We start from the raw sequence: 17,603 nt of genomic DNA, 5'->3' as shown, positions 1-17,603 counted from the left end.
CAGGGGGACGCGTCCCCCTTTGCTTTGACTGGAGAGCGCCAGACATGTTTCCCGACCTCGCCCGCGACGACGTCTTCCGCCTCGAAACGCGCCGGCTCTGGCTGCGCTGGCCGCAAGCCTCCGACGCGCGGAATCTGGCCGCGTTGGCCGGCGACTGGGAGGTGGCGCGCTTCACCGCCCACATCCCGCACCCCTACACGCTGGAGGACGCGGAGCGTTTCATCCGCGACAGCCGGATCGGCAACAGTCTCGGCCGGCATTTGCGCCTCGTCATGACGTTGAAGAGCGGCGACCGCTCCGCCATCGGCATGATCGGGGTGCAAACCGACGATGGGTCTAATCTCGGCTATTGGCTGGGAAAGCCATATTGGCGGCAGGGCCTCGCCGGCGAGGCCGTAGGCGCCATGATCGACGCCTTCTTCCTCGTCACCAAGGCGCCCGCGCTCACCGCCGCCGCCATGCCGGAAAACGCCGCGTCGCAGGCGGTGTTGCGCCGCATCGGCTTCAGGCCGGCCGGCGAAGCGCCGGCGCCGGGCCGCCACCACGGCGGAAAGGCGCTGTTGTTCGCGCTCGACCGTGAAAGCTGGGCGCGCGCCGCTTGAGGCGGGGCGCGCCTTGGGCTAAAGCATTTCCAAGCGAAGTGGACACCGGTTCGCGTTAAGAAAATGCGTTAAAACAATACCCTAGAGCGTCTTCACGCGACGCCGGCCGGATCGCGTTAAGAAAACGCGTAAAAACAGAAAAAAAGAGCCTGACCAGGACCAATAACAATGAAATTTCTTGACCAGGCCAAAATCTATGTTCGCTCCGGCGATGGCGGGGCGGGCTGCGTCTCGTTCCGGCGCGAGAAATTCATCGAATTCGGCGGTCCCGACGGTGGTGACGGCGGACGCGGCGGCGATGTCGTGGCCGAATGCGTCGCCGGCCTCAACACGCTGATCGACTACCGCTTCCAGCAGCACTTCAAGGCCAAGACCGGCATGCACGGCATGGGCAAGAACCGCGCCGGCGGGCGCGGCGCCGACGCGGTGCTGAAAGTGCCGGAAGGCACCCAGATCTTTGAGGAGGACGGCGAGACCCTGATCGCCGATCTCACCGAGGTCGGCCAGCGCGTGGTGATCTGCAAGGGCGGCAATGGCGGTTTTGGCAATCTGCATTTCACCAGTTCGATCAATCGCGCCCCGCGTCGCGCCAATCCCGGCCAGGACGGCCAGGAACTCACGATCATTTTGCGGCTGAAGCTGATCGCCGATGCAGGCCTGGTCGGCCTGCCCAACGCCGGCAAGAGCACGTTCCTGGCCGCGGTCTCGGCGGCGCGGCCAAAAATCGCGGATTATCCCTTCACCACGCTCCACCCCAATCTCGGCGTGGTCAATTGCGACGAACGCGAATTCGTGATGGCCGATATTCCCGGCCTGATCGAGGGCGCGCATGAGGGGTTGGGCCTCGGCGACCGTTTTCTCGGTCATATCGAGCGCACCGGCGTGCTGCTGCATCTGGTGGACGGCGCCGGCGAACACGCCGGCAAGGCGTATAAAACCGTGCGCGGCGAGTTGGAAGCCTATGGCAATGGCCTCGCCGACAAGCCGGAAGTGGTGGCGCTGACCAAGATCGACGCGCTCGATGCGGAAACGCTGAAGACACAAATTGAGCGGCTGAAGCGCGCCATCAAGAGCGCCGGACCGGAACTGGCCGAGGGCGAAAAGCCGCGCGCGCCGCTGAAAATTTCGGCGGTGGCCGGCGAAGGCGTCGCCGAGGTTTTGCGCGCGGTGCTGGCGTTTGTCGATGAGAAGCGCCGCGAAGAGGCGGAGGCTGCGCCCGCGCCGGACTGGCGGCCGTGACGCGAATGATTGCCGTGACGGGCGACAAAGTCTAAAGCGGTAGCAAGGCTCGGGCGTCGGCGACAAGCATCGAGCGCGATCTCGAGAAGAACAATGTTCCTGCCCAGTCTCCACGATTTCAAACGCATTGTCGTAAAGGTCGGCTCGTCGCTGCTGGTGGACAGCAAGCGCGGCGCGGCGCGGCGCGACTGGCTGCACGGACTGGCGGACGATCTCGCGGGCCTGCATCGAGGCGGAACCGACATTCTCGTGGTGTCCTCCGGCGCCATTGCGCTCGGCCGTTCCGTGCTGGGACTGCCGCACGGCGCGCTGAGACTGGAGGACAGCCAGGCGGCGGCCTCGGTCGGGCAGATCGCCTTGTCGCGCATCTGGGCCGAGGCCTTCGCCGAGCGCGGCATTGTCGCCGGCCAGATTCTGGTGACATGGCAGGACACCGAGGAGCGCCGGCGCTATCTCAACGCCCGCGAAACCCTGTCGCGCCTGCTGGTTTTACGCGCGGCGCCCGTTATCAACGAGAACGACACGGTGGCGACCGGCGAAATCCGCTATGGCGACAACGATCGCCTCGCGGCGCGGGTGGCGACCATGGCCTCCGCCGATCTGCTGATCCTGTTGTCGGACATTACCGGGCTTTATGACGCCCCGCCGGCCAACAACCCCGATGCGCAACTCATCCCGGTCGTGCCGCGCATCTCGGCGGAGATCGAGGCCATGGCGGGCGGCGCGGCCTCCGAACTGTCGCGGGGCGGCATGCGGACCAAGATCGAAGCGGCGAAAATCGCCACATCCGGCGGCGCCCATATGGTGATCGCCGATGGCCGTCCGTCCAATCCGGTGGGCCGGATCCTGCAAGGCGATCCCTGCACCTGGTTCCTCACCCCCTCGACTCCGGTCACCGCGCGGAAAAAATGGATCGCCGGCTCGCTGGCGCCGCAGGGCGTGGTCACGATCGACGACGGCGCCGCCCGGGCGCTGGCTTCGGGCGCGAGCCTGCTGCCGGCGGGGGTGACGGCGGTCGAGGGCGATTTTTGTCGGGGCGACAGCGTCATCGTGCGCGACCTGCATGGCGGCGAGATCGGGCGCGGGCTGGTCGGCTACGATGTCGGCATGGCGCGAAAAGTGATCGGCCGCAATTCCCGCCACATCGCCGAGGTTTTGGGCGTCGAGGGCCGCACTGAAATGATCCACCGCGACGACCTCGTGCTGGCGGGCGACTTGTCGCTCGTGTCCGAACACTGACACGGACTACGGAATCAAAATTGGATCATGCGGATTTGGTATGATCTCGCTGATTTCGGAAAGACCTCGATAACCAACAGAAATAACGCAACGGTATTCTTCATCGTTTCTTGATTTATTGAATGCTACATTGGCCATTGCCCGCTGAGTGCGGCGCGCTAAGGTTAAATATATTAAACATAACTTACAGAGCCGTTTTTATATCTGCTTCCTCAAAGTCGTTTATCCTTGGCGCGACGCGCAACGACGGGCTGTAGTGGGATAGCCGGCTGAGGAGACGAGCAAAATGCCTGAAGCGAACTTGCCTGCGGCCGCGCGGCGGTTCCGGGATTTGCGTAAGGACATAGACGGAAACGTCGGGCTGTTTTTCGCGCTGAGCCTCATTCCATTGATGGCCATGGTCGCCCTGACGGTGGACTACAGCCGGGCGTTGAGCGCAAATTCCGCGATGCGCGTTGCGGCCGATTCCGCGGCGCTGACGGCGGCCGCGGTGGCGCAGCAGGAGTTGGCGGCCAGCAAGGCCAGTTGGAAGAGCGACGCCGTCACGGCCGGGTCCAACGCTTTCAGGGCGATCTCCAGCGGCGATTCCAGCGTCTCCGCGACGCCGACCGTGTCGATAGCGCAGAACGCCAGCGGCTATACCGCGACTGTGTCTTTCACCGGCTCTTACCGGACCTCCCTGATGTCCGCGCCGTTCGGTCTGCTCAAGAGCGTTAGCTCCATCCCGTTGTCGGGTTCGGTGGCCGCCACCTTCGCCCTGGGCGATTCGAACGCCAGCGGCGCGGGCTATACCGACGTCCACATCGTCATCGACAATTCCACCTCGATGGGCATTGGCGCGACCATCGCCGACCAGCAATTGATGCAGAACACGATCGGTTGCGTCGTGGCCTGCCACTACACCGACATCTATGGCGACGTGGACAATGTCGCCACCGCCCACGCCGCCCACGCCACCTTGCGCATCGATTCGGTGATTCAGGCGGTGAGCAACATTCTCAACCAGATCAAGATCGGCAACGCCAACTCAACTTACCGCGTCGCCCTCTATACGATGAGCAACAGCCTGACCACGATCCATGCGCTCGACACCAATATATCCGGCGCGATCAGCGACCTGGCCAATGTCCATCTCGCCAGTGTCGGCGGCAAGAGCTGGACTTCGCCGGCGATCGCAGGCCAGGGCGGCACGAACGTCAGCTACAGTCTGAGACAACTCAACGCGCTGCTGGCGACGGCGGGAACGGGCGCCAGCGCGTCGAACCGCAAGGGCGTGGTGATCGTGGCCACCGACGCGGTGCAGGATTCGACCTATGAATATTTTGCGAATTCCTCCGCCACCGCCACAACCGTGAAGCAGGATCCGAACTGGATCTCCTTTTCGCCCTCCAAGACCTTCACCAATTTCGGAGGCAACCCGATCGAGGAAGGGTTCGATTACAGCGCCTGCACGCCGATCAAGAACAAGGGCTATCGAATGATCTCCTGGCAGGTGAATTATCTCATCCCCTCCTCGTCGACCATCTCCGGCCTTAATCTTAGTTCAGGCGACGTGCAGCGCTTCAGCTACATCAGCAATTCGCTGAGCGCCAACAACAACACCGCCATGCTCGCCTGCGCCAGTGCGGCATCCGATTACTACGCGAGCAATTATACGGCGGACATTCTGACCGCCAGCGCCTCCGTCGCGCTCTCGATCGCGCCCGCGCGGGTCCGCCTGACGAAATGAGGCGCGGCGTTTGCGGGTCAGGGCGAAGGTCTGTTAAACAGGCGTCCCGACCGCGAATGGAATCTGGCGATGGAAAGCCTGCAAGGCGTTAACGGCGACTCCGCCGAACTGGAAAAGCAACTGCTCGACCTCGGCCGCCGCGCGCGTCGCGCGTCGCGTGTGCTGGCGCTGGCGCCGCCGGAGCAGAAGAACCGGGCGCTCAACGCCGCCGCCAAAATTTTGCGCGCGCGGAAAAACGATTTGCACGAAGCCAATGCGCAGGACATGGCCGCCGCGCGGGGGAAGGCTCTCGGGCCGGCGTTGCTCGACCGGCTGCTGCTCGACGACAAGCGCATCGCGTCGATGGCGCAAAGCCTTGAGGACATCGCCGCCTTGCCCGATCCCGTTGGGCGTGTGCTGGAAACGTTTCGGCGCCCCAACGGCCTGCGCATCGAGCGCGTTTCCACCCCGCTCGGCGTGATCGGCGTGATCTTCGAAAGCCGGCCCAATGTCACCGCCGACGCCGGCGCTCTGTGCCTGAAAGCCGGCAATGCCGCGATTTTGCGCGCGGGTTCGGAAAGCTTTTTTTCCGCGCGATTGATCCACGCCTGTCTGGTCGAGGGCTTGCGCGCCGCCGGCCTGCCGGAGGATTGCATCGTGCTGATTCCCACCCGCGACCGCGCGGCGGTGGGCGCCATGCTCACAGGGCTTGGCGGCGCCATCGACGTGATCGTGCCGCGCGGCGGCAAAAGCCTGGTGGAGCGGGTGCAAGCGGAAGCGCGCGTGCCGGTGTTCGCGCATCTCGAAGGCATCGTGCATCTCTATGTCGATGCGGAGGCCGATCTCGCCAAGGCCGAGAAAATCCTGCTCAACTCGAAACTGCGCCGCACCGGCGTCTGCGGCGCCACCGAAACCCTGCTCGTCGACCGCGCCGGGGCGGAAAAATTTCTGGCGCCGCTGGTCAAACTCCTGCTCGACGCCCGCTGCGAAGTGCGCGGCGACGCGGCGACGCAGGCGGTTGACCAACGCGTAAAACCGGCCAGCGAACAGGACTGGTCCACCGAATATCTCGACGCCATCATTTCGGTGAAACTGGTGGACGGGGTTGAGGGCGCCATCGACCATGTCGAGACCTACGGTTCGCACCACACCGATGGCATCGTCACCGAAAACCAGGCCACGGCCGACAAATTCCAGCGCGAGGTCGATTCGGCCATCGTCATCCACAACGCCTCGACCCAGTTCGCCGATGGCGGCGAATTCGGCTTTGGCGCGGAGATCGGGATTGCGACGGGCCGGATGCACGCCCGCGGCCCGGTGGGCGTGGCGCAACTCACCTCGTTCAAATATGTCGTGCATGGCGACGGCCAGACGAGAGCCTAGATGATCCGCCTGCCGCCGTACGCGCCGGGCATGAGGATCGGCCTGTTCGGAGGCTCGTTCAATCCGCCGCACGAGGGCCACCGTCTCGTCGCCCTGACGGCGCTGCGCCGCGCCGGCCTGGATGCGCTGTGGGTGATGGTGACGCCGGGAAATCCGCTGAAAGACCCGGCGCAATTGCCGTCCTCTGCGGAGCGTTTCGCCAGGGCGAAGACGTTCTTCCGTCACCCGCGCATAAGAGTGACCGATTTCGAGACCCCTCTTCGCGTCCGCTATTCCTGGCAGACCGTCGAATTTCTGCTGCGCCGCGCTCCCGGCGTAAAATTCGTGTGGGTGATGGGCGCCGACAATCTCGCCGGCTTTCACCGCTGGCGACGCTGGCGCGATATCGCCAAGGCCCTGCCCATTCTGGTGGTGGACCGGCCGGGTTCGACCCATGGCGCCGCGTTTGGCGGCGTGGCCGGCTGGTTTTCTCGCGCGCGCCTGCCGGAGGCGCGCGCGGCGACGCTGTGCAACCGCCGCCCGCCCGCCCTGGTGCTGCTGCATGGACCGCGCTCGCCGCTGTCGTCCACGCAATTGCGGCGGCGGGATCGCTCTGCCGATCACGCATCTTGATCGGAACGAAGGGCGTCCGTTCACGCCTTCTTGCAGGTGTTGACGCCGAGCAGGGTATAGAGCGGACACAAGCGGATCAGGCCGGTCAGCAGCGGCGCGAGGCCGACCCAGCCCCAGGCCGTGTGCGGTCCGATGAAAACCAGCGAAATCAGCGCGAGGCCGATGACGATGCGCAAAATGCGGTCGATGCCGCCGATATTCTTGGTCATGGCGCGTCTCCTGTTTGTGGCCAACAGTCCGGTTGGCCAGGAGTCGGATTAGCCCGTTGGCGGCGGCGGGTCGGTGACTTCAGTCACGCATTGGCCAAATCTTCCAGGCCGGCGCGGTCGCCGATCTCGATATGGCCGCGCGCCAGCCGCACCAACCCGGCGCGCTGGAACAGGGCCAGTTGCCGGCTGACCACTTCGCGCACGGCGCCGATGTCCTCCGCGAGATCCTGGTGGGTCGCCTCGAAACAGGAAAGCGCGCCCGCCCGCGCCAGCACCGCCGAAGCCAGTCGCGCATCCACCCGCAAGAAGGCGATGCTCTCGACCAGACGTGTCATTTCCGCGAGCCGCGCGCCGAAACGCTCGAACACGAATTGGGCGAAATCGCCGGATTCGCGGAGCAATCGCTTGAACAGGGCCGGCGGAACGATCACCAGTCGCAGGTCGGTTTCGGCGACGCCCTCGGCGGAATAATCGAGGCCGCCCATCAGGCACAGCGTGGTTTGAACGCAGGTCTCGCCGGGCGCGACGCGGTAGAGCACGAGGCGCCGGCCGTTCTCTCCGGTCACGCTCACCCGAACGGACCCTTCGCGCAGCAGCACAAAACCCTGGCATGGCGATCCCGCCGAAAACAGGGTCTTGCCCCGGGGAATCTTCAGCTCGGGCAGGCGTGACAGATTTTCACGCGCAACGGGATCGAGCAGGCCTTCCATGGCTCAGACGGCGGCGTTGGCGACGAGAAAATCGCGAAACGCCTGGATGCGCGCGACATTCTTCATTTCGGCGGGATAGGCCAGCCAGCAGTCGAACACCGGCATGTCCAGATGCAGGTCGAGCCGGGTCAGCGGGGAGGTGGAATCGATGACATAGTCGGGCAACACGGCGATTCCCGCGCCGCGCTCCACCGCCTGGCGCACCGCGAACAGGTTGTTGATGGAGATCGCCGGCTCGCGCGGATTTTTCGCGTCGCGTCCGGCATAAAGCAGCAGATTGAGATTGTTGAGATAGGGCGCGCCGGACACGCCGAAGGCGAGAATGCGGTGAGCGTCGAGGTCCGCCGCGCTGCGCGGCGGACCATGGCGTTGAATATAGGCCCGCGACGCATAGGCCGAATAGGTCAGCGAGAAAAGTTTGCGGCGGATCAGCTCGCTCTGGGTCGGTTCGCGCAGGCGCAGGGCGACATCGGCCTCGCGCATGGTGAGATCGAGTTCATCGTCGGTGAGAATCACGGTGACGGTGATGTCGGGATAAAGCTCACGGAATTCGGCGAGGCGCGGGGCCAGCCAGGAGGCGCCAAAACCGGTATTGGCGGTGACGCGCAATTCGCCGCGCGGTTTTTCGCGCGCGTCCGAAAGTCTGACGCGCACGCCTTCCAGCTTGGCGAGCACTTCCTGTACAGTGCGAAACAGCAACTCGCCCTGCTCGGTAAGCAGAAGCCCGCGCGCGTGGCGGTGAAACAATGTGGTCCTGAGCTCGTATTCGAGAGCGCTGACCTGCCGACTGACGGCGGACTGGCTCAGGTGCAGCGCTTCGCCGGCGTGGGTGAAAGAACCGGCCGAGGCTGCGGCGTGAAAAATGCGTAGCTTGTCCCAGTCCATCGGGTCCTCGTCCCGCCATGAATCCGTCGCCATGTATCATTGGCATGGGAGTCATGCGTTCCATGCAGTCCCGTTTACGCTAGAAGGAGGAGTGCGTCCATGTTTGGCTTTGGAAAAAAGCTGAGATTACCGAGCCCCACCGAGGCCTTGCCTGGACGGCGCCATGAGATCGACCCCGGCAAGGTTCATTTCGTCACGGGCGTCGCTCTGGCGCCGCCCTATCCCGATGGTTTCGAGACCATTCAGTTCGGCATGGGCTGTTTTTGGGGTGCGGAGCGAAAATTCTGGCAGACCGACGGGGTTTACGTTACGGCGGTCGGCTATGCCGGCGGCGTCACGGCCAATCCGACCTATGAGGAAGTCTGCTCCGGCCTGACCGGCCATGCGGAGGTTGTCCTGGTCGTTTACGATCCCGCCAGGGTTTCGCTGGAAAAACTGCTGCGGATTTTTTGGGAATCGCACGATCCAACCCAAGGCATGCGGCAAGGCAATGACATCGGCACGCAATATCGCTCGGCGATCTACACCATGAACGCGGCGCGGCGCGGCGCGGCGGAGGCCTCGAAAACCGCCTATCAGGCGGCGCTGTCGGCCCACGGCCATGGACCGATCACCACCGAAATCGCCCTGGCGGGACCGTTCTATTTCGCCGAAAACCACCATCAGCAATATCTCGCCAAGAATCCCGGCGGCTATTGCGGACTGGGCGGCAGCGGCGTTTCCTGCCCGATTGGGCTTGAGACCTGAGTCCGAATCCGATCAAATCAGCCCGCCGCGCGAATTCCGCGCGGCGCGTGGGCGCCACGCATCTTTCTTGAATTTTCTGGAGCCGCGACATGAGTTTTGGCAAGAAGGTCGAAGGCGCGCTGGAAGGCGTGTTGTTCGCCAGCCGCTGGCTGTTGGCGCCGTTTTTTCTCGCGCTGATCCTTTGTCTGGTGGCGCTGCTGATCAAGGCGTGCCAGCATGTGCTCCATCTCATGGGGACGGTGTTGGTCGCCTCGGAAACCTCGGTCGTGCTGGATTCGCTCAGCCTGATCGACCTGAGTTTCTGCGGCGCCCTGGTGGTGCTGGTGATCTTCTCGGGCTACGAGAATTTCGTCTCGCGCATCGACCGGGCCGGGGAATCGGACGAAGCCGCCGCCCATGCCGTCGCCGCCCAGGCCTCCTGGCCGGAATGGATGCGCAGCATCGATTTCAACGGGCTCAAGTTGAAGCTGATGTCATCCATCGTGGCCATTTCCGCGATCCAGACCCTGCGTGTGATGCTCGACATGCAGAATCGCAGCAATCAGGAAATCGCCTGGAACGTGGGCATCCATTTGTCCTTCGTGGTCTCGGCGGTTCTGCTGGCGCTGATGGACCGGATTTCCAGCCACGAAGACAAGCATTAACTCTCTCCCGACAGAGCCGGAGGCTTGAGATCCAACATCGCCCGGTGTCGGTCTTGCCCTCGGACAGAACGGGCGCGGTCGTGCCGTCGCGCACAGCTCCTTCACAAGGCGCGAAACCCGCGCGGAATTCCTTGGAATTCCGCGCGGATGCAGGAAGCCGCAAGCGTTACTCGGCGGCGGCGCGAAGTTGGGCCGCCGCGGCGAAACCACGGTCGAGATCCTCGAGAATGTCGTCGATATGTTCGAGCCCGACCGAGAGCCGGACATAGCCATCCGACACGCCCGTCGCGAGCTGATCTTCCGTCGACAATTGCGAATGGGTGGTCGAGGCCGGATGGATGGCGAGGCTGCGGGCGTCGCCGATATTGGCGACGTGATAGAGCAGTTCCAGCCCGTCGATGAAGCGCCGTCCGGCGTCGTGGCCGCCAGCCAGTTCGAACCCGACCAGGCCGCCAAAGCCGCCGGTCAGGTATTTTTCCGCTCGCGCCCGCGCCTCGCCCTTCTGTTGCGACGGATGGATGACTTTCGTCACCTCCTTGCGCGTGGCGAGATAATCGGCCACGGCCTGCGCGTTGCGCACATGGCGCTCGATGCGCAGCGGAAGGGTTTCCAGCCCCTGGATCAGCAGGAAGGCGTTGAACGGCGACAGCGCCGCGCCAATATCGCGCAACAGCGTCGTGCGCGCCTTGATGATATAGGCGACCGGGCCGATCGGCTTGACCGCCTGCGTCCAGACCGCGCCATGATAGGACGGGTCGGGCGTGTTCAGCGCCGGCTGGCGCGCCGCATGTTTCTCCCAGTCGAAATTGCCGCCGTCGATGATCAGGCCGCCGATCGAGGTGCCATGCCCCCCGAGATATTTGGTGGCGGAATAGACCACGATGGCCGCGCCATGATCGAATGGGCGCGCCAGCAGCGGCGCGGCGGTGTTGTCGATGATCAGCGGTATGCCGAATTCGCGGCCGATCGCGGCGACCTCGGCGATCGGAAACGCGATCAGCTTCGGGTTCGGCAGGGTTTCGGCATAATAGGCGCGGGTGCGGTCATCGGTGGCGCGGCGGAAATTTTCCGGGTCGGACGGATCGACGAAGCGCACCTCGATGCCCTGATCCTTCAGCGTGTTGGCGAACAGGTTCCAGGTGCCGCCATAGAGATCGGTGGAGGACACCACATTGTCGCCGGCGCGGGCGAGATTTTGGAGAGAATAGGCGGAAGCCGCCTGTCCCGAGGCGACGGCGAGCGCCGCCACGCCGCCTTCGAGCGCCGCGACGCGCTTCTCCAGCACGTCGTTCGTCGGATTGTTGATCCTTGTGTAGATGTTCCCGAGTTCGCGCAGGGCGAACAGATTGGCGGCGTGTTCGGTATTGTTGAACTGGTAGGACGTCGTCTGATGGATCGGCACCGCCACCGAGCCGGTGGTGGGATCGGCGCGCCAGCCGGCGTGCAGGGCGAGGGTTTCGGGTTTCAGGGCCACAGTGTCTTCCTTTTCCTGGTGATTGTCATTGGTCGCGGATTCATCATTTGGATCGCGTTCGGGCAGGATCGGCGTGGGCGGCGGCGTTTCGGCGACCGCCGCGAGGTGGGGCGCCTTCGCGCTGGCCGGGGGCGGAGCCGCTTCCACGACCGCTGCGAGCGGAGGCGTCTCCACGCTGGCCAGAGGCGGGGCCGCTTCCGCGACCGCCGCGCGCGGAGGCGTCTCCGCGCTGGCCGGGACCGGGACCGCTTCCGCGACCGCAGGCGGGGTTTCCTCTGCCCCGAAAATACCCTTGAGATGGGCCAAGAACCTTGCCCATGCAGTGGTCGAAGCGGGTCTCGAGAACCTGCCTGCGTCATTCATCAGTTTGCCTCCGGCGTACGAAATTGGCTCAGATCGGTCTTGGGTACGGATTTCTCGGGTACGGATTTCTCGGGGACGGATTTTGGCGCCGGCGGCCCCCTCACGGGCAGCCGGTCGGCGGGAACAGGCTGCGCGCGAGAAACCCAATTGCCTCGGGCGCGCTTGCCATTGCGAAATTCCGTGTCGCCGAAACAGGGGTTTAGATATTCCCGGACGATCTCGCCCTTGGACGTGAACAAAAAGACGCGACCGCCGATCTCGGCCAGATGGCTTTCGCCATCGAAAGCGCCAAGGACAATAGGGGCGTTAGACGCTTCGGTGAGATCGGAAATGGTCAAGCCGACGGGGAAGACGCTTGGAGCGGCCTCCACGGGAAGCGCATGAACGGCCGGGCCGAGACAACTCATTTTAATGAAGGAATTCAGACGCATCGTCGTTTCCATCCACATAGAATATATAATCTATCGAACAACAAGAATAACATCAACTGTTGAATTGCGCCATGATCGCCACCGCGCCTTTCAACCGAATTGCGCTCAGGGTCGGCGGCGGCCGCGCTGTGGGAAATGCGTCACAGTCGCAACGTAAGGCGGCGCGAGCGCCTAAAATTCATTTAGTTTATATAATAAGTAGCCTATCAATGGCGAATTCGTCACGAATTCGTCGCCGGGGGGCCAGCATGACGTACAAGTTTCGTTCGACGCTTCTCGCGGGAAGCGCCATTTTCGCGCTGTTGGCGGTCGGAGACGCGCGGGCGACCGAGGGCTATTTCGTCCAGGGCGTGTCGGCGCGCGAACAGGCGCTCGGCGGCGCCGGCTCGGCCCTGCCGGACGATGCGCTCACCAACGCCAACAATCCGGCGGGCCTCGTCGATGTCGGCCACCAGCTGACCGGCGGCGTCTCGCTGTTCAATCCCAACCGGCGGGTCAACGCCAGCGGGACGGTCCTGGTCGCCCCGGGGTCTTACAGCAGTTCGCGCGATATTTTCGCCATTCCCTCCTTCGGCTATTCGCGTCCGCTCGACGCCGACCGGGCGATCGGCGTTTCGGTGGTCGCCAATGGCGGCATGGACACCAGTTATTCCGGCAACATCGCCCATGCCGCCTGCGCGCTGCTCGGCAGCGCTCGCCAGGGCGTGTTCTGCGGCGGCCGCGCCGGCGTCGATCTCAACCAGGGCCTGATTTCGCTCGGCTACGCCCAGCGTTTCGGCAATCTCTCGCTGGGCGTCGCGCCTGTGGTCGCCGTGCAGGCGTTCTCGGCCTATGGGCTTTCCGCTTTCACGCCCTATTCGTCCAATGGCGCGGCCCTGACCGATCGCGGCCCGTCCTGGTCGGTCGGCGCGGGCCTGCGCGTCGGCGCGCTCTACAAGGTCAATGAACAGTTCAACATCGCCGTGACCGGCGCCACGCCGATCTGGACCACGTCCTTGTCCGGCTACACCGGCCTGTTCGCCGATGGCGGCAATTTCGACGTTCCCGCCGTGGTCGGCGCCGGACTCGCGTATAAAATTCTACCGACCCTCGCCGTGCTGGTCGATTACAAGCATATCTTCTATTCCTCGGTGAACTCTGTCGGCAACGCCATGGCGCCGATCGGGATCGGCTTGCTCGGAACCTCCGGCGGTTCCGGTTTCGGCTGGCGCGACATCGATGTCGTCGCTCTGGGCGTGGAGTGGCGCCCCAGCAACAAGCTGACCCTGCGCGCCGGCTACGCGCACAACACGCAGCCGATCACCTCGGCCAATGTGATGTTCAACATCCTCGCGCCCGCGGTCATCACCGATCATGTCTCCGGCGGCTTCAGCTACCGCGTCACGCCGGCCTCCTCGGTCGATTTCGCTTTGGTCTATGCGCCGCACGCCGGCGTCAGCGGCCAGGAATACCTGCCGCCGCCATTCGGCGGGGTCTACAATCCCGCCTCGAACGTCAATATTTCCATGTCGCAATTGCAGGTGACGCTCGGCTACACCTATCGCTTCGAGCCGACGCAATCCACGGTCATCGCCAAATATTGACGCGGCGGTCTCAAGGAGCGGCAAGGCGGGGGCGGCCGGATCAGCGCCCCCTCCCCGATCGACGCGCGACCAACGCCCGCACCGAACGCCCGCGTCAGACCTGATCGATCCGCGCGAGCGCGGCGGCGAGATCGGCGATCAAGTCCTGCGGGTCTTCAATGCCGACCGAAAGCCGCACCAACGAGTCGGTGATTCCGGCCTCGGCGCGCCGCTCCGGTGGGATGGTGGCGTGGGTCATGAGCGCGGGATGCTCGATCAGGCTCTCGACGCCGCCGAGGCTCTCGGCCAAAGTGAAAATACGGCACGATTCGAGAAAGAGCCGGGCGCCGGCGAGATCGGTGGCGAGATCGACCGAAATCATGCCGCCGCCTGCCCGCATCTGCCGCTTGGCCAGTTCATGCTGCGGATGCGACGGCAGGCCCGGATAGATCACGCGCCGGACTTTTGGGTGGGTTTCCAGCCAGGACGCCAGAGCGAGCGCATTGTCGCAGTGCCGGCGCATGCGCACGTCCAGTGTCTTCACGCCGCGAAGGGTGAGAAAGGCGTCGAACGGGCCGGCGATGGCGCCGACAGCGTTTTGCAGGAACCCGACCTTTTCCGCGAGTTCGGGGTCGCCGACAAGGACCGCGCCGCCGATGACGTCGGAATGGCCATTGAGATATTTGGTGGTGGAATGCACGACAATGTCGAAGCCAAGCTCCAGCGGCCGCTGCGCCCAGGGCGTGGCGAACGTATTGTCGGCGACGGCGATGACGCCGGCGTCAGCGCAAATCTGCGCCACGGCCGCCAGATCGACCAGCCGCAGCAGCGGATTGGTCGGCGTTTCCGCCATCACCATGCGCGTGTTCGGGCGCAGGGCGGCGCGCAGGGCGTCAGGCGAGGTCAGATCGACATAGCTGACATTCAGGCCCGCGCTGCGGACGCGCACCCGCTCCAGCAGGCGATAGGTCCCACCGTAGAGATCGTCGCCGGCGATCAGATGATCGCCCGGTTGCAACAGTTCGAGCACGGCGGCGATCGCAGCCAGTCCCGAGGCGAAGGCGAACCCCTTGGAGGCGCCCTCCAGATCGGCGAGGCAGCGCTCCAGCGCCCAGCGGGTTGGATTGTGCGACCGGCCGTAATCCAGCCCCTTGTGGACGCCGGGGCTTTCCTGCGCAAAGGTGGAATTGGCGTAGATCGGCGGCATGATCGCGCCGGTGGAGGGATCGGGCGCCTGGCCGGCGTGAATGACCCGCGTGCCGAATCCCTGCTGGATCTTTGAAGAAATATTCATGATCAGGCGACCTTCTTGCGCAGATGGTTGAGCAGATCGAAGCGTGTAATCAGCCCGAAGAATGCATCGCCCTCGGCGATGATGGCGACAAGGCCGCGGTCGAGCACGTCCTGCAAGGCGCCGATATCGGCATGGGGCGACAGGATTTCCAGATGCGTCGACATGGCGTCGGACGACGGCGTGGAAAAATTCGAAGGATTGGCGCGCACCCGCGCCAAAATGTCGGATTCGTCGAGCAGGCCGACGATGCGGCCGCCGTCGATCACCGGCAGTTGCGACACTTCGGCGTAGCGCATGCGCACGAAGGCGGTTTGCAGCGGATCGGAAGGCGCGACGCTGATGATGCCGCCTTCGTCGAAGCGCCGGGCGATCAGATCGCGCAGATCGCCGAAAAAGTGGCGCGGCAACAGCCCCTGGTCGACCATCCAGTTGTCGTTATAGACTTTTGAAAGATAACGGGTGCCGGTGTCGCACACGAGCGTGACCACGCGTTTCGGCGTCGTCTGCTCCCGGCAGTAGCGCAGCGCGGCGGCGAGCAATGTGCCGGTGGACGAGCCGCCGTGGACGCCCTCGACGCGCAGCAGGTCGCGCGCGGCGTTGAAACTTTCGGCGTCGGGGATTTCATAGGCTGTCGTGACGCCGCTGAGATCGGCGATGGGCGGAATGAAATCCTCGCCGATCCCCTCCACCATCCAGGAGCCGGCGGTTCCGATTTTGCCGGTTCGGACATATTCGGCGAGAATCGAGCCCTGGGGATCGGCCAGCACGAATTGCGTCGCCGGACTGGCGCGGCGGAAGAAGCGGGTCAGGCCGGTCAGGGTGCCGCCGGAGCCGACGCCGCACACGATGGCGTCCACGTCGTGATTCATCTGGCCCCAGATCTCCGGGCCGGTGGATTCCTCATGCGCGGCGGGATTGGCCGGATTGTTGAACTGGTTGACGAAATAGGCGCCGGTTTCCGAGGCGATCCGCGCGGCGAAATCCTGGTAATAGTCGGGATGGCCCTTGCCGACATCCGAGCGGACGACATGCACGACCGCGCCCAGCGCCTTCAGTTGCAGGACTTTTTCGGCCGCCATCTTGTCGGGGACGACCAGGATGATGCGATAGCCCTTGGCGCGCGCGATCAGGGCGAGGCCCAGTCCGGTATTGCCCGCCGTCGCCTCCACGATGGTCGCGCCCGGCGTCAACCGACCGTCGCGCTCGGCCGCCTCGATCATCCACAATCCGACGCGATCCTTGATCGAGCCGGCGGGATTTTGAGATTCGAGTTTCAGGAAGAGTTGGCACGGCCCTGTATCGAGGCGGGTGGCTTCAATCAGCGGCGTGTTGCCGATCAGCCCAAGCACGGCCGGACGGGAAGTGTTGCTCATGATCATTCCTACTCAGAGGACGAGCGGCGTCGCGCCCGTTACGCGCGGAATTTGGCACGATCCGGCGCAGCATGTCCTTGCGAATTGGGCGCGCTTGAGCCATGGTATTAGTAGATAAACCCTATAGACAAACACATTCGAGCATATCGTGCCAAAAATCCGATTGGACGAATTCGACCGCCACATCCTCGCCGAACTGCAAGGCGACGGCCGTCTCACCAACGCCGAACTCGCCGACCGCATCGGGTTGTCGCCAACGCCCTGTCTGCGACGGGTGAAGGCGTTGGAAAAGCAGGGCGTGATCCGCGGCTATCGCGCCGATCTGGATCCGATGAAGATCGGGCTGGGTCTCAAGGTCATGGTCGGCGTCTCCATCGCGGTGCATCGCGAGGAGCAGACCACGGCGATTCAGCAGGCATTCAAGGCTTTGCCGGAGGTCGTCTCCTGCTGTCTCGTCTCCGGCGAGACCGATTATCTGCTGGAGGTGGTGGTGGAGGATTTGCAGGCCTACGAGCGCTTCCTGGTTGGCAAACTTCTGAAGTTCGACGAAATCAAGGATGTGCGCAGCAGCTTCGTTCTCCGCGCGGTCAAACATTCGTCGCCGCTGACGCTCGACCATTTGACCACGTGAAGGCGCGCGGCGACGCAGGCGAACGATCGAGGCGCAACTCACCAATGGTGATTTAAGCCTATTTGGTGGGTCAAATTACCATCATAATAGACACGAACGCACGGTGACCAGGATCGACGATTTGACCTGCTCGGACTGCCGGCAATTGCGGCGGCGATCTTGTTCAGGGTTTTCTCTGTTTCCGCCACGGCCTCCGAAGCATTCAGCCGGCGAGCCACCGGGTCCGTCGCCTTGCGACAGGCCGCATAGTCGGCCCTTGCTCACAGGAAAGACCGTTTGCTTCCGATCAATCGGAAACAAACGGCCTTTGTCTTATTTCCGCCGCAACCCGTGCAGCACATCGACCATCAGATCGACATCCTCGCAGGTGTTGTAGAAGGCGAGCGAGGGCCGCACTGTGGCCTCCAGGCCGAAGCGGCGCAGGATGGGCTGGGCGCAATGGTGGCCCGAGCGCACCGCGATCCCCTCGGCGTCGAGCGCCTTGCCGACTTCCACCG

Annotated in this window: 18 protein-coding genes; 10 read left to right on the top strand and 8 right to left on the bottom strand. The window is 64.0% G+C overall.

The annotated features are described in order from the left end of the window. Nucleotides 1–44: 44 nt before the first annotated feature. The 6 genes from CCR94_RS10760 to CCR94_RS10735 all read left to right on the top strand — a co-directional run bounded on the left by CCR94_RS10760 (nt 45) and on the right by CCR94_RS10735 (nt 6,783). Nucleotides 45–602, top strand: a complete 558-nt coding sequence (locus CCR94_RS10760) for a GNAT family N-acetyltransferase (RefSeq protein ID WP_158254710.1) — start codon at nt 45–47, stop codon at nt 600–602. A 168-nt stretch (nt 603–770) separates the two neighbouring features. Further along, nucleotides 771–1,841 carry a GTPase ObgE gene (obgE, locus tag CCR94_RS10755; protein ID WP_104507849.1) on the top strand — a complete coding sequence of 357 codons (1,071 nt, stop codon included), beginning with the start codon at nt 771–773 and terminating at the stop codon, nt 1,839–1,841. Nucleotides 1,842–1,934: 93 nt separating this feature from the next. Next, nucleotides 1,935–3,080 carry a glutamate 5-kinase gene (gene proB, locus CCR94_RS10750; RefSeq protein WP_104507848.1) on the top strand — a complete coding sequence of 382 codons (1,146 nt, stop codon included), beginning with the start codon at nt 1,935–1,937 and terminating at the stop codon, nt 3,078–3,080. A gap of 286 nt (nt 3,081–3,366) precedes the next feature. Further along, nucleotides 3,367–4,809 carry a TadE/TadG family type IV pilus assembly protein gene (locus CCR94_RS10745; protein WP_104507847.1) on the top strand — a complete coding sequence of 481 codons (1,443 nt, stop codon included), beginning with the start codon at nt 3,367–3,369 and terminating at the stop codon, nt 4,807–4,809. Between the two features lie 69 nt (nt 4,810–4,878). Next, entirely contained in the window at nt 4,879–6,171 is a 1,293-nt protein-coding gene (locus CCR94_RS10740; protein ID WP_104507846.1) for a glutamate-5-semialdehyde dehydrogenase, read from the top strand. Then, nucleotides 6,172–6,783 (top strand): nicotinate-nucleotide adenylyltransferase, encoded by a 612-nt coding sequence (locus CCR94_RS10735; protein ID WP_104507845.1) that lies wholly within the window; start codon nt 6,172–6,174, stop codon nt 6,781–6,783. 20 nt (nt 6,784–6,803) lie between these two features. Here CCR94_RS10735 and CCR94_RS10730 read toward each other — a convergent pair whose 3' ends face one another. From CCR94_RS10730 to CCR94_RS10720, 3 genes are all read right to left on the bottom strand, one after another. Next, nucleotides 6,804–6,992 (bottom strand): YgaP family membrane protein, encoded by a 189-nt coding sequence (locus CCR94_RS10730; protein ID WP_104507844.1) that lies wholly within the window; start codon nt 6,990–6,992, stop codon nt 6,804–6,806. A gap of 83 nt (nt 6,993–7,075) precedes the next feature. Further along, a complete protein-coding gene (locus CCR94_RS10725) occupies nt 7,076–7,702 on the bottom strand; it encodes a Crp/Fnr family transcriptional regulator (protein ID WP_104507843.1) in 627 nt (208 codons plus the stop codon). 3 nt (nt 7,703–7,705) lie between these two features. Continuing rightward, nucleotides 7,706–8,620 (bottom strand): LysR family transcriptional regulator, encoded by a 915-nt coding sequence (locus CCR94_RS10720; protein ID WP_244594029.1) that lies wholly within the window; start codon nt 8,618–8,620, stop codon nt 7,706–7,708. 66 nt (nt 8,621–8,686) lie between these two features. On the opposite strand from CCR94_RS10720, the gene msrA reads away from it, so the two are divergent. Together msrA and CCR94_RS10710 are read left to right on the top strand one after the other, a co-directional pair. After that, nucleotides 8,687–9,334, top strand: coding sequence for a peptide-methionine (S)-S-oxide reductase MsrA (msrA, locus tag CCR94_RS10715; protein ID WP_104507841.1), 648 nt, complete (start codon nt 8,687–8,689; stop codon nt 9,332–9,334). 89 nt (nt 9,335–9,423) lie between these two features. Then, nucleotides 9,424–9,978, top strand: a complete 555-nt coding sequence (locus CCR94_RS10710; protein WP_104507840.1) for a TIGR00645 family protein — start codon at nt 9,424–9,426, stop codon at nt 9,976–9,978. A 166-nt stretch (nt 9,979–10,144) separates the two neighbouring features. Here the strand turns inward: CCR94_RS10710 and CCR94_RS10705 are convergent, their stop codons facing one another. Both CCR94_RS10705 and CCR94_RS10700 read right to left on the bottom strand, forming a co-directional pair. Beyond that, nucleotides 10,145–11,452 (bottom strand): O-acetylhomoserine aminocarboxypropyltransferase/cysteine synthase family protein, encoded by a 1,308-nt coding sequence (locus tag CCR94_RS10705; RefSeq protein ID WP_104507885.1) that lies wholly within the window; start codon nt 11,450–11,452, stop codon nt 10,145–10,147. Nucleotides 11,453–11,814: 362 nt separating this feature from the next. After that, on the bottom strand, nt 11,815–12,246 hold the full coding sequence (locus tag CCR94_RS10700) for a hypothetical protein (protein WP_104507839.1): 432 nt from the start codon (nt 12,244–12,246) through the stop codon (nt 11,815–11,817). A 248-nt stretch (nt 12,247–12,494) separates the two neighbouring features. Here CCR94_RS10700 and CCR94_RS10695 point away from each other — a divergent pair, with 248 nt between their 5' ends. Next, the gene (locus CCR94_RS10695) at nt 12,495–13,829 is read left to right on the top strand and encodes an OmpP1/FadL family transporter (RefSeq protein WP_104507838.1); all 1,335 of its coding nucleotides are present in this window, start codon (nt 12,495–12,497) and stop codon (nt 13,827–13,829) included. A 94-nt stretch (nt 13,830–13,923) separates the two neighbouring features. Here the strand turns inward: CCR94_RS10695 and CCR94_RS10690 are convergent, their stop codons facing one another. Next, nucleotides 13,924–15,102, bottom strand: a complete 1,179-nt coding sequence (locus CCR94_RS10690; RefSeq protein ID WP_104507837.1) for a cystathionine gamma-synthase — start codon at nt 15,100–15,102, stop codon at nt 13,924–13,926. 2 nt (nt 15,103–15,104) lie between these two features. Continuing rightward, nucleotides 15,105–16,475 (bottom strand): pyridoxal-phosphate dependent enzyme, encoded by a 1,371-nt coding sequence (locus tag CCR94_RS10685; RefSeq protein WP_104507884.1) that lies wholly within the window; start codon nt 16,473–16,475, stop codon nt 15,105–15,107. 148 nt (nt 16,476–16,623) lie between these two features. Between CCR94_RS10685 and CCR94_RS10680 the strand changes: the two genes are divergently transcribed. Continuing rightward, nucleotides 16,624–17,106, top strand: a complete 483-nt coding sequence (locus CCR94_RS10680; protein ID WP_206605819.1) for an Lrp/AsnC family transcriptional regulator — start codon at nt 16,624–16,626, stop codon at nt 17,104–17,106. 312 nt (nt 17,107–17,418) lie between these two features. Here the strand turns inward: CCR94_RS10680 and CCR94_RS10675 are convergent. Beyond that, a partial coding sequence (locus CCR94_RS10675) for an aminotransferase class V-fold PLP-dependent enzyme (protein ID WP_146089956.1) occupies nt 17,419–17,603 on the bottom strand: 185 nt, incomplete at its 5' end.

It is taken from the genome of Rhodoblastus sphagnicola (assembly GCF_002937075.1).
Lineage (GTDB): Bacteria > Pseudomonadota > Alphaproteobacteria > Rhizobiales > Beijerinckiaceae > Rhodoblastus > Rhodoblastus sphagnicola.
This window is presented reverse-complemented; position numbering and strand designations above follow the sequence as displayed.

What these genes read in the sequence shown, in the direction of transcription:
- CCR94_RS10760 (WP_158254710.1), top strand. Translation starts at nt 45, where the DNA reads ATGTTTCCCGACCTCGCCCGCGACGACGTCTTCCGCCTCGAAACGCGC.
- CCR94_RS10710 (WP_104507840.1), top strand. Translation starts at nt 9,424, where the DNA reads ATGAGTTTTGGCAAGAAGGTCGAAGGCGCGCTGGAAGGCGTGTTGTTC.
- CCR94_RS10700 (WP_104507839.1), bottom strand. Translation starts at nt 12,246, where the DNA reads ATGCGTCTGAATTCCTTCATTAAAATGAGTTGTCTCGGCCCGGCCGTT.
- CCR94_RS10720 (WP_244594029.1), bottom strand. Translation starts at nt 8,620, where the DNA reads ATGGCGACGGATTCATGGCGGGACGAGGACCCGATGGACTGGGACAAG.
- CCR94_RS10745 (WP_104507847.1), top strand. Translation starts at nt 3,367, where the DNA reads ATGCCTGAAGCGAACTTGCCTGCGGCCGCGCGGCGGTTCCGGGATTTG.
- CCR94_RS10690 (WP_104507837.1), bottom strand. Translation starts at nt 15,102, where the DNA reads ATGAATATTTCTTCAAAGATCCAGCAGGGATTCGGCACGCGGGTCATT.
- proB (WP_104507848.1), top strand. Translation starts at nt 1,935, where the DNA reads ATGTTCCTGCCCAGTCTCCACGATTTCAAACGCATTGTCGTAAAGGTC.
- CCR94_RS10695 (WP_104507838.1), top strand. Translation starts at nt 12,495, where the DNA reads ATGACGTACAAGTTTCGTTCGACGCTTCTCGCGGGAAGCGCCATTTTC.
- CCR94_RS10685 (WP_104507884.1), bottom strand. Translation starts at nt 16,475, where the DNA reads ATGAGCAACACTTCCCGTCCGGCCGTGCTTGGGCTGATCGGCAACACG.
- CCR94_RS10725 (WP_104507843.1), bottom strand. Translation starts at nt 7,702, where the DNA reads ATGGAAGGCCTGCTCGATCCCGTTGCGCGTGAAAATCTGTCACGCCTG.
- msrA (WP_104507841.1), top strand. Translation starts at nt 8,687, where the DNA reads ATGTTTGGCTTTGGAAAAAAGCTGAGATTACCGAGCCCCACCGAGGCC.
- CCR94_RS10730 (WP_104507844.1), bottom strand. Translation starts at nt 6,992, where the DNA reads ATGACCAAGAATATCGGCGGCATCGACCGCATTTTGCGCATCGTCATC.
- CCR94_RS10740 (WP_104507846.1), top strand. Translation starts at nt 4,879, where the DNA reads ATGGAAAGCCTGCAAGGCGTTAACGGCGACTCCGCCGAACTGGAAAAG.
- CCR94_RS10735 (WP_104507845.1), top strand. Translation starts at nt 6,172, where the DNA reads ATGATCCGCCTGCCGCCGTACGCGCCGGGCATGAGGATCGGCCTGTTC.
- obgE (WP_104507849.1), top strand. Translation starts at nt 771, where the DNA reads ATGAAATTTCTTGACCAGGCCAAAATCTATGTTCGCTCCGGCGATGGC.